14 protein-coding genes are annotated in these 12,332 nt (G+C 35.2%); 11 read left to right on the forward strand and 3 right to left on the reverse strand.

The features are described 5' to 3' along the window. Window positions 1-278 precede the first annotated feature (278 nt). Together rsmD and coaD are read left to right on the forward strand one after the other, a co-directional pair. Window positions 279-845, forward strand: coding sequence for a 16S rRNA (guanine(966)-N(2))-methyltransferase RsmD (gene rsmD / locus AC22L0_RS17095; protein WP_001266979.1), 567 nt, complete (start codon window positions 279-281; stop codon window positions 843-845). Beyond that, window positions 842-1,333 carry a pantetheine-phosphate adenylyltransferase gene (gene coaD, locus AC22L0_RS17100; protein ID WP_000200601.1) on the forward strand — a complete coding sequence of 164 codons (492 nt, stop codon included), beginning with the start codon at window positions 842-844 and terminating at the stop codon, window positions 1,331-1,333. The genes rsmD and coaD overlap by 4 nt, the downstream gene beginning before the upstream one ends. Here coaD and ylbJ read toward each other — a convergent pair. Next, window positions 1,325-2,554, reverse strand: coding sequence for a sporulation integral membrane protein YlbJ (gene ylbJ / locus AC22L0_RS17105; RefSeq protein WP_000273083.1), 1,230 nt, complete (start codon window positions 2,552-2,554; stop codon window positions 1,325-1,327). The genes coaD and ylbJ overlap by 9 nt on opposite strands. 113 nt (window positions 2,555-2,667) lie before the next feature. Between ylbJ and AC22L0_RS17110 the strand changes: the two genes are divergently transcribed. Both AC22L0_RS17110 and AC22L0_RS17115 read left to right on the forward strand, forming a co-directional pair. Next, a complete protein-coding gene (locus tag AC22L0_RS17110) occupies window positions 2,668-3,459 on the forward strand; it encodes a patatin-like phospholipase family protein (RefSeq protein WP_000662590.1) in 792 nt (263 codons plus the stop codon). Next, the gene (locus AC22L0_RS17115; protein ID WP_000476280.1) at window positions 3,452-4,489 is read left to right on the forward strand and encodes a SepM family pheromone-processing serine protease; all 1,038 of its coding nucleotides are present in this window, start codon (window positions 3,452-3,454) and stop codon (window positions 4,487-4,489) included. Before AC22L0_RS17110 ends, AC22L0_RS17115 begins: the two co-directional genes overlap by 8 nt. Before the next feature lie 10 nt (window positions 4,490-4,499). Here the strand turns inward: AC22L0_RS17115 and AC22L0_RS17120 are convergent, their stop codons facing one another. Further along, window positions 4,500-5,681, reverse strand: coding sequence for a nucleotidyltransferase (locus tag AC22L0_RS17120; protein ID WP_002103536.1), 1,182 nt, complete (start codon window positions 5,679-5,681; stop codon window positions 4,500-4,502). Window positions 5,682-5,894: 213 nt separating this feature from the next. Here AC22L0_RS17120 and AC22L0_RS17125 point away from each other — a divergent pair, with 213 nt between their 5' ends. The 3 genes from AC22L0_RS17125 (at window position 5,895) to AC22L0_RS17135 (ending at window position 7,265) form a co-directional block, all read left to right on the forward strand. Then, the gene (locus tag AC22L0_RS17125) at window positions 5,895-6,395 is read left to right on the forward strand and encodes a YceD family protein (protein ID WP_000872149.1); all 501 of its coding nucleotides are present in this window, start codon (window positions 5,895-5,897) and stop codon (window positions 6,393-6,395) included. A gap of 61 nt (window positions 6,396-6,456) precedes the next feature. Then, entirely contained in the window at window positions 6,457-6,630 is a 174-nt protein-coding gene (rpmF, locus tag AC22L0_RS17130) for a 50S ribosomal protein L32 (RefSeq protein ID WP_001984764.1), read from the forward strand. Between the two features lie 128 nt (window positions 6,631-6,758). Beyond that, complete coding sequence (locus AC22L0_RS17135) at window positions 6,759-7,265, forward strand: RsfA family transcriptional regulator (protein WP_000246468.1); 507 nt, start codon at window positions 6,759-6,761, stop codon at window positions 7,263-7,265. A 33-nt stretch (window positions 7,266-7,298) separates the two neighbouring features. On the opposite strand, the gene AC22L0_RS17140 is transcribed toward AC22L0_RS17135, so the two are convergent. Next, window positions 7,299-7,772: an N-acetyltransferase gene (locus AC22L0_RS17140; protein ID WP_000506692.1), complete on the reverse strand. Its 474-nt coding sequence runs from the start codon at window positions 7,770-7,772 to the stop codon at window positions 7,299-7,301. Window positions 7,773-8,065: 293 nt separating this feature from the next. On the opposite strand from AC22L0_RS17140, the gene panE reads away from it, so the two are divergent. The 4 genes from panE (at window position 8,066) to ftsL (ending at window position 12,325) form a co-directional block, all read left to right on the forward strand. Continuing rightward, on the forward strand, window positions 8,066-8,950 hold the full coding sequence (gene panE, locus AC22L0_RS17145; protein WP_139894729.1) for a 2-dehydropantoate 2-reductase: 885 nt from the start codon (window positions 8,066-8,068) through the stop codon (window positions 8,948-8,950). A 79-nt stretch (window positions 8,951-9,029) separates the two neighbouring features. Beyond that, window positions 9,030-10,646, forward strand: a complete 1,617-nt coding sequence (gene bshC, locus AC22L0_RS17150) for a bacillithiol biosynthesis cysteine-adding enzyme BshC (protein WP_087967393.1) — start codon at window positions 9,030-9,032, stop codon at window positions 10,644-10,646. A gap of 368 nt (window positions 10,647-11,014) precedes the next feature. After that, window positions 11,015-11,947 carry a 16S rRNA (cytosine(1402)-N(4))-methyltransferase RsmH gene (gene rsmH / locus AC22L0_RS17155; protein ID WP_000472508.1) on the forward strand — a complete coding sequence of 311 codons (933 nt, stop codon included), beginning with the start codon at window positions 11,015-11,017 and terminating at the stop codon, window positions 11,945-11,947. A 15-nt stretch (window positions 11,948-11,962) separates the two neighbouring features. Then, entirely contained in the window at window positions 11,963-12,325 is a 363-nt protein-coding gene (gene ftsL, locus AC22L0_RS17160; RefSeq protein WP_000182804.1) for a cell division protein FtsL, read from the forward strand. Window positions 12,326-12,332 lie beyond the last annotated feature (7 nt).

The following is a 12,332-nucleotide window of genomic DNA, read 5'->3' on the forward strand; positions in this document are numbered from 1 at the left end:
CAATCTAAATGAAGATATACATAATGAAATTAAATTTTATGTTGGGCTTTTTATTTTTCTTTTTTTTATTTTGTGATAGGATAAAAAAGATAAAGTGGAACTAATATACATATTGGGTTCATATTAGTGAATGATGAGATGAATACATAAAAATAACGAGAGGTTATTTGAGGCCGAGTTTTTCTATAGTTAGGTGAATGTGGTTTGTTAACGGTTACCGAAGTGGGAATGGCTTTCTATAATCGCTCGATAGATTGAAATAAAGGTAGTGACAACAGATGAGAGTAGTTTCAGGAAAATGTAAAGGACACCCACTTAAAGCGGTTCCTGGTAATACAACACGTCCAACGACAGATAAAGTAAAAGAATCTATTTTTAATATGATAGGTCCTTATTTTGATGGTGGTATCGCCCTTGATTTATTTGGTGGTAGTGGTGGTCTTGGAATTGAGGCTTTGAGCAGAGGGATCGATAAAGCAATTTTTGTTGATCGGGATAGTAAAGCGATAAAAGTAATTCATCAAAATTTAGAAAGTTGTAGAGTACAGGAACAAGCTGAAGTATATCGAAATGATGCTGAACGTGCAGTAAAGGCGTTAATAAAACGTGAAATGTCATTCGATCTTATATTAATAGATCCTCCATATAAAGAGCAAAAAATTGTATCTTTAATTAGTGTAATGGATCAACATGGATTGCTACATAGTGATGGATTAATTATGGCAGAGCATGGTAATGATGTAGTTTTACCTAATTCAATAGGAAGGCTTGTAAAAGTACGAGCTGAGAATTATGGGATTACTGCAATATCGATTTATAAGTATGAAGGTGAGGGGACAGAATGACAAGTATAGCTATTTCTTCAGGAAGTTTTGATCCAATTACCCTTGGGCATCTGGATATTATTAAAAGGGGAGCAAAAGTATTTGATGAGGTGTACGTAGTCGTTTTAAACAATTCATCAAAAAAACCATTCTTTTCAGTTGAAGAGCGATTAGAACTAATTCGAGAAGCGACAAAGGATATCCCGAATGTAAAGGTAGATTCGCATAGTGGGCTATTAGTAGAGTATGCAAAAATGCGTAATGCAAATGCAATATTACGTGGTTTACGAGCAGTTTCTGATTTTGAATATGAGATGCAAATTACTTCTATGAATCGAAAATTAGATGAAAATATTGAAACATTTTTTATTATGACAAACAACCAATATTCATTTTTAAGCTCGAGTATTGTAAAAGAAGTTGCGAGGTATGGAGGAAGTGTAGTGGATCTTGTACCTCCTATTGTAGAGCGTGCTTTAAAAGAAAAGTTTCAAACCCCGTTAAAGTGAACGGGGTTTTTCTTTATACGTGCGCAAAAATAATAAAATAACATATAAGTATAGACAAAATAATGTAAAAATTGGTCCATAATGTATAAAAGATGTCCAAATTTCATGTAGTATAGAAGGATGCTCGGATAAAAATACAGGAATATCTTTTGGCATAGGTGAGAAAGAACTCACTTTCTCATAAAATGGTGTCCAAAATACAAATGTAAAAATAGGGGCAAGAATACTTTGAATAATTCGTGCGAAAAAATAGGGTTTAAATCGGATATCTGTTTCAGCTAATATGCTAGCAACTTGTGCCTGAATAGAAAGACCGCTAAATGCTAAAATGAAGCTTGTTACCATAGCTTGTTGTAAGAGCGGTGTTTCATTTATTTGACTAATCATTTGGCTTCCGAGTGTCATTTCGAAAATACCTGATAATATAGGTATACTAAAATCTGTACTTAGTTGGAAGAATGATAAAATATGTTGCATAATAAAAGAAAGAGCTGCTGTAATGTGGAATACAGTAATCATTTTATTTAACACAGAGAATAAAATAATAAATCCGCCAATCATAAGTAATGTTTGAATAGAAGAAACAATGGCATCCCCAAGTAATTTACCAATTGGTCTTTTTTCTTGTAAGCGTGTCTCGTGAAGAATTAAAAAAGGGTTTTGAAAGCGACGTTTTTTTGTAGTGTGTGTATTATTTTTGTAAGCGGTATTATCGCCGTAAAAACGCATAATTAATCCGACAGCAAAGTTACTGAAATAATGGGCAGCGGCTAATATAATTCCTAATTTCGGATTATTAAAAAAACCGATAGACACAGCACCGAAAATAAAAAGTGGATTAGAAGAATTTGTGAAAGAAACGAGGCGCTCTGCTTCAATCTGAGTTAAAAGATTGCTTTTTCGTAGTCTAGCGCTTAATTTGGCGCCTGCAGGGAAACCAGAAGCCATTCCCATCGCCCAAACAAATCCGCCTATCCCTGGAACGCGAAAAAGTGGGCGCATGAGTGGTTCTAATATAACGCCAATAAATTTTACAACACCGATACTAATTAGAAGTTCCGCAATGATGAAAAACGGTAGTAGTGAAGGGAATACAACTTCCCACCATATATTTAACCCGCGAATAGAAGCTTGCAAAGCGGCTTGGGGGTGGAGTACAAGAGAAAAGGTTAAAAATAGCGTTGATATGGTAAGGAAAGCGGTTTTCCATTTTTCATACATGTAAGTAAATCCCCCTTTGTCCCAAAAAACGTTCATTTCAGTATACGTGGATACGTAGTGAATTTAGACCATAAGTATGAAAAAGGAATGAAAAAAATTAAAGGGTGAGAAAAATGAAAGAACCAAAGATTGGTTTAGCACTTGGGTCTGGAGGAGCCAAAGGGTTTGCTCATATTGGTGTAATAAAGGTTTTAAGGGAAGCTGGTATCCCTATTCACATGATTGCAGGAAGTAGTATGGGGGCGCTAATAGGTACGTTTTATGCGGCAAGTAGTAACGTTGAAAGATTGTATAAATTGGCATCTGTTTTTAAGCGGAAGTATTATTTAGATTTCACGGTACCGAAAATGGGATTTATTGCTGGAAAACGTGTCAAAGATATGATTAAAATGTTTACATATAATAAAAATTTAGAAGAGTTAGATATCCCGACGGCTGTTGTGGCTACTGACATATTGAAGGGGGAAAAAGTGGTTTTTACAAGTGGGCCAGTTGCAGATGCGGTGAGGGCTAGCATATCTGTTCCTGGAGTGTTTGTACCAGAAAAAATAGATGGAAGATTATTAGTGGATGGTGGAGTCATTGATCGCATCCCAGTATCGGTTGTGAAAGAGTTAGGGGCCGATATTGTTATCGCTGTTGATGTATCTCCAATTAAGGTGAATGGCGATGTTACGTCCATTTATGACGTAATCATGCAAAGTATTGAAATTATGCAGCATGAGCTTGTAATGAATCGGCAAATTGCATCGGATTTAATGATGCGACCAGCTGTAGAGCAATTTAGTTCACGTGCTTTTACAAACATTGAAGACATTATTCGAGTTGGAGAAGTAGAAGCAGAAAAACATGTTTCAAATATTTATTTATTAATTGAGCAGTGGAAGGAGAAACATAATGTTTAAGCGTTTTCGGTTTATATATGCAATCTTAATAGGGGTTATATTGGCGATGTTACTTGTTTACGTACGTTTACCGTATTATATAACAAAACCAGGAATGGCTGCCAAATTAGAGCCTTATGTTCAAGTTGAGGGTGGAACGAAAGAATCTGGTGATTTTATGCTTGTTACGGTTTCAATGGGACCAGCAAATGTGGTGAATTTAATAGCGGCACAGTTTAATAAATATACACATATTTCGAAAGCGGAAGAAATATTGCAAAAAGGTGAGAGTGATGAAGAATATCAATTTCGCCAAAATTATGCGATGAAAGATTCGCAAAATGCAGCAATTTATAATGCATATAAACGTGCAAATCGCTCAGTATCTTTTGAAAATAAAGGTGTATTAGTTGCTGGTGTGGCAAAAGGAATGCCGTCAGAAGGAAAGCTTAAGCTTGGTGATGTTATTATAGCTGTTGACGGAAAAACATTTGAAAAGACGGAGCAATTTATTGAATATATGACAGGGAAAAAAGAAAACGATGCTGTAAGTATTGAGTACATGAGAAATGGAAAACAATTGAAAGAGAATTTAAATGTAAAGACGATTCCTAATGGGAATGGGCGTGTCGGCATAGGTGTTTCTATCGTTACGGAAAGAGAATTAGTGGTCGATCCGAAAGTGAAAATTAATTCTCATGAAATTGGTGGACCATCCGCAGGTTTAATGTTCACATTAGAAATATATAATCAACTTGTGGAAGAAGACTTAACGAAAGGACATGAAATAGCTGGAACAGGTACAATTAATGAAAAAGGAGAAGTGGGCCCAATTGGTGGTATAAATCAAAAAGTGGTGGCTGCTAGCGATGCCGGGGCTGAAGTGTTCTTTGCGCCAAATGAAAAAGGTGCGGAGAAATCGAACTATAAAGATGCACTTGAGACTGCAAAGGATATTAAAACAAAAATGAAAATTGTACCAGTAGATACGCTGGATGATGCGTTAACATATTTAGAAAAGATGGATAAGGAAAAAACCTCTCTGAAATAGAGAGGTTTTTTTATAGGAATTTTGTAGTTGTTTCATCATAGCGAACAGGATGGTGTGTTATATCCTGTTTTAATAGTTGTGTGCGTAACGGTTCGTGCATGATGGAGAAATATACAGAGTTTGCTTTTTTCTCTATATCTAAAGCGGCATGGTCGAATGTTTTTGTATGAGTAAGGATTGGAAGTTCGATTTTTTTCTTGTTTTTTGAAAGGTAAGTTTGTCCTTTTTGTGACATACCTAGCAGGCGAATATATGGTGCGTGTTGTTCTATATTTGCGCTACGTATTTCCTCTTTTGTTGTGTTTGTTAAAATGTGTGTACAAGCTCTTTGTAATCTAGTCCATGTATAACGTTTTGTTTTTAATGCTTCCATGAATGAATAGAAGGAGGAACTGTTTTGTATTTTTGATAAAATACGATGCTCTAAACCTTCTTCTATTTCATATATATGTCGTAAGTCCCCTGGAGACATCGTCATGAGTCTATATTTAAAAAATGAAAAGTATTGTTCCCAATTATGTAATATCCCGTAATTTTGTTTGTAATTTGCTAAAAGCGAAGTGGTTGCCTGTGGGAGAAAAGGTTCAATTGTTGTAAATGATCCTTCTTCGCTAAAGAGTTGTTTTCGGATGCTTGTCGCGCTTGCAATATGTTGGTCATTAAATGTTTCATCATGATAATGAGAGGCAAATCTTTTTATAGTTTGAGCTTGTATAGAGCTATTTTGTGACAGAATTGCTTTCATATATTGGAAGCCTAAAATATTATTTGGTTGTGACATATCTATGTTTTTTTCAGATGTTAAAATGTGTGAGAAAGCATCCGATGTTGCTTTTGCATAACTATTACCAGCGTCCATGAATTGTTTTACAAGGTAGTTAAAAGTCTCTTCTTCGTTTTTTTGTACGGAGATGGTATTATAAAAATTTTCGATTTGTCCATCCTCACTACCGAAACAAATTTCAGAAACACGTAGGGCATTTAAAATGGAAATAGCACCATTTGCGAAGGTTTCAGCCTTTTGTGTTGCAAAGATGTATGGAAGCTCTACAACAAGGTCTACGCCGTTTGCTAAGGCCATTTTAGTGCGATACCATTTGGAAATGAGTGCGGGCTCACCACGCTGTAAAAAAGGACCACTCATAACGGCAATTATTATATCAGATTGTGTTAACTTTTTTGTCTGTTGCACATGATAAAGATGACCGTTATGAAAAGGGTTATATTCAACAACAATACCACCAGCTTTTATGGTAATCTCTCCTTTCGATGTAGCATCTTTTTGAAAAACGTGATACTCTATATATTATTTACTATGATGACTTCATTATAGTGTAAAGAAAAAACATTGACAAATATAAAATGGCTAGCTATAATTTTGTTTGTTGCCTTGAGGTGATATGATATGAAATGGTCCATCCATCAATTGAATAAATTGAGAAATAAAGGATTGACATTGGATGAGATGGTAGATGTAAGTGAGCTAAAAGAGGTCGAGAAAGATATTCGTGAAATTAATCCTGTTCATGTAACGGGAAGAGTTGATTTTGGCTCCGGTAAGTTTACGTTTCATCTACATATAACTGGAAGCATGGTTTTACCATGTTCTCGCTCTTTAGTAGATGTGACATTACCATTTGACATTAAAACAACTGAGGTGTTCCAAACTTCACAAGAAGAATTTGAAACTGAAGCTGAAATTCATTCTTTAGAAGGAGAAGTACTTGACTTACTGCCCGTAATCAAGGAAAATATACTTTTGGAGATTCCAATGCAAATTTTCAGTGATGATGTTTCTGGTGGAGCACCGACGCAAGGTCAAGACTGGCAAGTGATTTCGGAAGAAGACAAAGAAAAGACTGTTGATCCAAGATTGGCAGGACTTGCAAAGTTTTTTGACAAATAATCGGAAGACTGGTTCAGGCCTTCATATGAAAATAACTATTTCTTTTAAGGAGGTGGGAAGAATGGCTGTACCTTTTAGAAGAACTTCTAAAACAGTAAAAAGAAAGCGTCGTACGCATTTCAAATTATCAGTACCTGGTATGGTAGAGTGCCCAAGCTGTGGTGAAGCGAAATTAGCTCACCGTGTATGTAAAGCATGCGGTACTTACAAAGGTAAAGAAGTAATCAGCAAGTAATTGCGGGAAAATAAACGCAGAAGATATCTTCTGCGTTTATTTTTTTGTCTTAATCTTTAGTTGTTGTATTCTATCTTTTCTAGTAACTGCATATGCTTAATAAAAAATGCATAGGGAGGACTAGAGAGATGGCGACAACAAGACAAGATGCTTGGACTGATGATGAAGATTTGCTTCTGGCAGAAGTAGTACTCCGGCATATTCGAGAAGGTGGAACACAACTTTCTGCCTTTAAGGAAGTGGGGAAAAATTTATCTCGTACACCAGCAGCATGTGGGTTTAGATGGAATTCTTACGTAAGAAAGCAATATAAAGAACGTATTGAGGAAGCAAAGCAACTTCGTAAAGTAGAAAATTATGAAGTGAAAGAGACAAAGGTGTTAGAACCTACGTCAATTACGTTGAATGATGTTATTGATTTCTTGCAAAATTATAAAGATGAAAACTCTTTAACGGTGTTGCAACAACAAGTTGAATCATTACAAACAGAAAGAGAGCGTCTTCTGGAGCGATTATCAGTATATGAAGAAGAGTATAGAACACTACTTGATTATATCGATCAAAAAAGAAGTGTAATGGTAGCGGAAAGAAACAATGCTCGCTCGAATGAGAAGTTAGAGAAGCTTAAGAAATAAAAAACAGCTGTTATACAGCTGTTTTTTTATTTCTTAAGCCGATTCTTCGTTTGTAACCGCATTCAAATTTGCTTCTGGATGCCAAATATAAAAATCTCCATCAGTTACTGATACGGGGTTGAAATTTAATTTATCCCAAAAACCAGCTGAATGAATACGTGCTATCGTTTTAATAGGAAATTGCATTTGTTTCGCATGATTTACAAGCATTTGCCCGAATCCTTGTTTTTGAAAAGTTGGTAATACTTCAAGTTTATAAAGTTCTAGGTAGGGACCTGTAATTTCGAATGGTTCTCCGCCGTTTCTTTTCATATATAGACTCATACGTGCGATTAGTGATCCGCCATAATAAATACCGTAAAATGGAGATTCACTGTCGTTTTCAATAATGTTTGCTTGTAATTCTTCCAGCATAGATAGTTCCTGGGCTCCGCACCCTTTAAATTTTTTGAATTCATCTAACGTTTTATAATTGATGAGCAAGCGCTCAACTTTTGGGAATCCCATTACATCACATCCTTTTCTTGTCTCGTTGAATGCAGAAAAGTAAAAATATTTATAATAATAGTATAACTCATTTTTTTATTTTTATGAAGAAGATAGTATATTTCTTTTTTTATTTTTTTGAGGATTTGCTAAACTAAGAGTAGAAGCGTATTAATAGGTGGTACATACATAGTGAAAAATGAGAGTATATTTGTTGGGCAGAGGACAGCGGAATTATAGGGCGTGCTCAGGTGCTTTAAAAAGATATAAAGGGGGGAAGGCAAGGGCACTTAGTGTGAATTCCTTGTGTGAAAATGAAAATTGGAATTGTCGGACCAGGTGCTATTGGTCTATTGTATACATTTTATTTACAAAAAAATAACCAAGATGTTACGTTGTTTACAAGAACAGCTAAACAAGCTGAAGAATTAAATGAAACAGGTGTAACTTGTATTAGAGATGGAAGATGTGAAACAGTATATCCATCTGTTTTACCGATAGAAAGTATGGTAGCGCAAAATTTAGATTATATATTTATTGCTGTGAAGCAATATCATATAGAGGACGTACTACCGTTTGTGGAAGGGGCATCATCATTAATCTTTTTGCAAAACGGAATGTCGCATCTTCAAAAGATGCTGAACATAGGGAGTAAAAATATAGCTGTTGGTATTGTAGAACATGGTGCGAAAAAAGAGGGAGGGCATATCGTTCATCATACTGGGATAGGGGTAACAAAATTTGGAGTGGTTTGTGGTCAATCTATACATTTTAAAAAAATATTCAATTATTTTCCTGTTGCTTATTTTCCAGTTCAAATAGAAACGGATTGGGAAGAGATTATGCATAAAAAATTAGTAGTAAATGTATGTATCAATCCGTTGACAGCACTATTGGGAGTTAAGAATGGTGAATTAATCACGAATCGTTTTTTTTATCAAATGATGGAGCAAGTGTTTCAGGAGGCAGCATTTCTTATTAGAGGAGAAAAAGAAATGGTATGGCAAATGGTACGAAATGTGTGTGAAGGAACGTCTCGTAATACATCTTCTATGCTAGCGGATGTAAGAGCGAGTAGAAAGACGGAAATTAATGCGATTGTTGGATATGTATTAGAAGAAGCTAAGAAACAGCAACGACCAGTTCCGACACTTCAATTTTTGTTCGATGCAATAAAAGGTTTAGAAACAAGAGTATAAGTGTTATTCTTTGCTTTTACGTGAAACATTGACTACAATGTGGATTGGTGAGAGAACTGGATACGAAAGGAAGAATTATATGGAGATAAAAGAAATCTCTGTTCCGCAACAAGGTATTGTAGCGGACTATATGAACGGTAAAAAAGAGATACAGTCATGTTTTGATTATATGTTAACAGAAGATGCTTTTAAACAACGTTTACATGATTTGCGTGAAAGGGAGTTTTTCCGCCAAGATTTAGTAGCGCATTTATTAGAATATAATAAAAAATTACAAGCGGGAGAATCTACACTTCAAAATGTAAAAGCGCTTGGAGATGAAAATACATATGTTGTTATAGCTGGACAACAAGCGGGGTTATTAACTGGACCGCTTTATACAATTCATAAAGTTATTTCAATTTTACAGCTTGCAAAGGAAAAGGAAGAAAGTTTAGGAGTTAAAGTTGTCCCTGTCTTCTGGATTGCGGGTGAAGACCATGATATGGATGAGATTAATCATACTTTTGTAGCGAAAAATAAAAAGATGAAAAAAACTATTTTTTATGACCGTAATCCGAAAAAGGCAAGTGCTTCTGAGTCTGAACTTTCTGTTGAAGATTGTAGAAATTGGATTGAAGAGATTTTTAAAACATACCCAGAAACAAATTTTACAAAAGATGTATTAAAATTTGTTGATGATGCTTTGAAAAAATCGAATACGTATGTAGATTTCTTTGCTCATCTTATTACGAAAATCTTTGCTAATTCTGGTTTAATCCTTGTTGATTCACATCATCCTGAATTAAGAAAGTTAGAAATTCCATTTTTCAAGCGAATTATAAGTAAGTATAAAGAGGTACAAGAGGGCCTTCGTAATCAGCAGGAAGTAATTAAAGAACTAGGATACAAACCGATTATTGAAACGAAGTCTCATGCAGTGCATATATTCATGGAAATAGATAATGAACGAGTATTGCTTGAAGAGCATCAAGGTAAGTTTGTTGGAAAGGATGGGGCGCATTCCTTTTCATACGAAGAGTTGATTGAAGAGATGGAGAGAAATCCGGCACGTTTTAGTAATAATGTTGTAACACGTCCTCTTATGCAAGAGTATGTATTTCCTACGCTCGCATTTATTGGAGGTCCAGGGGAATTAGCTTATTGGAGTGAATTACAACAAGTATTCCATACTGTCGGTTTTCAAATGCCACCTGTCGTTCCTCGTCTTACAATTACTTATGTGGAGAGAGATATAGCGACAGATTTATTCGATCTGCAATTGAGAGAAATTGATCCGTTTTTAAATGATGTCGATAAACTGCGTGAAAACTGGTTGTCTAATCAAATAGAGGAACCGATTGATGATCATTTTGAAAAGGCGAAAAAAGAAATTGCCGATATTCATACATCTTTACAGCAATTTGTAAAGAAAATAGAGCCAGGGTTAGGTGCGTTTGCAGGGAAAAACGAATTGAAAATTAATGAACAAATTGAACTGTTGGAAAGAATGTTGAAAAGAAATGTTGAGAAAAAGTATGAGGTTCAGCTAAATAAATTCCGCCGTATACAATTCGCACTTCGTCCATTAGGTGCGCCGCAAGAACGTGTGTGGAATGTATGTTATTATTTAAATCAGTTTGGTTTGGATTTCGTTGATCGTGTAATGGAAAACCCTTTTTCTTGGGACGGAAAACATCATGTTATAAAACTATAAAATCTTGCTCTTTGGAGCAGGATTTTATTTTTATTCCGTTGAATTTACTGTGAAGTGATTTTTTTCTGAATTATCAATCAAAAAATGTTAGATATGGCAATTGTGTTGGATACTTAAATATATGACAAAATAGCACAAAATGTAAACGTATTATTCGCTTTTTCGACAGTTTTTTATTTAAATTCCCGCAAAAGATGATAAAATTTAGTATATAATAAAAGAAAATAGCGATTTGTATAGTATGTTGCCTTTGTTGGTAAGTTAAATGAGTCGTTCTTTCGTATTATTTCATTCTCTAAGCGTGAAATATGTGTTTAGAGGAAGGGATACATTCAACATAATTAATTGGAAAAAGAGTAGGTGCAACAATGTTTAAACACGTAACAGTGCTTTTAAAGGAAACAGTAGACGGCTTAGATATAAAGCCAGATGGTACATATGTAGATTGTACACTGGGGGGAGGAGGACATAGTTCTTATTTATTATCCCAATTAACTGAAGGTGGAAAATTAATAGCGTTTGATCAAGATGAGATAGCGATTCAAAACGCGAAAGAAAAGTTCTCTTCATACGGTGAACAGTTTATAACAGTAAAGAGTAACTTCCGTTATTTAGCTGAAAAACTGCAGGAAATAGGTATAACAGAAGTAGATGGTATTTTATTTGATTTAGGTGTTTCATCCCCACAATTAGATACACCAGAACGAGGCTTTAGTTATCATCATGATGCACCGCTAGATATGCGGATGGATCAAGATGCCCCATTAACAGCGTATGATGTTGTAAATAGCTGGTCATATGAACAACTTGTAAGGATTTTCTTCCAATACGGTGAAGAGAAATTTTCAAAACAAATTGCAAGAAAAATTGAAGCTTATCGTGAGAATAAAGCTATTGAAACGACAGGAGAATTAGTAGAGCTAATTAAAGAAGGTATTCCGGCTCCAGCTCGTAGAACGGGTGGGCATCCTGCTAAGCGAGTGTTTCAGGCAATTCGTATAGCTGTAAATGATGAATTAAAAGTATTTGAAGAAGCATTGGAATCTGCTATTGAGATGGTTAAGCCAGGTGGAAGAGTTAGTGTTATAACATTCCATTCATTAGAAGATCGTATTTGTAAAACAACGTTTAAGCGAAATAGTACAACGCCACAATTGCCGCCAGGATTACCGATTATTCCTGATGAATTTAAGCCGAAATTAAAGCTTATTACAAGAAAACCGATTTTACCTTCTGATATAGAGCTAGAAGAAAATAATCGTGCGCGTTCTGCGAAGTTGAGAATCGCTGAAAAACGATAAAAGGGAGAGAGAGGTATGACTAATTTAGCTGTAAAGTACAAACAACAAGCGCAAGAAGAGGTGCAAATTCAAACGCCCCCACAGCAGATGGCTAAGCCGAAGGTTAAAGCGAAAATTACAAGAATCGAAAAACTGTTGTATGTAGCGTTTATTGGCTTTTTATTGTATGCCTGTGTCGCGTTTATTGGAAATAAAGCAGGCCTTTATCAAGTTAATGTAGAAGCAGCGACGATAGAAGAAAAAATTGTACAGCAGCAAAAAGAAAATCAAGAATTACAAGCTGAAGTAGAGAAGCTAAGTCGCTATGAACGAATCGCTGAAGTTGCAAAAAAACACGGGCTAGAAATTAATGCGAATAATGTGAAAGGCCTCAAATAAGGCAATA

This window comes from Bacillus sp. LQ01, assembly GCF_057624735.1.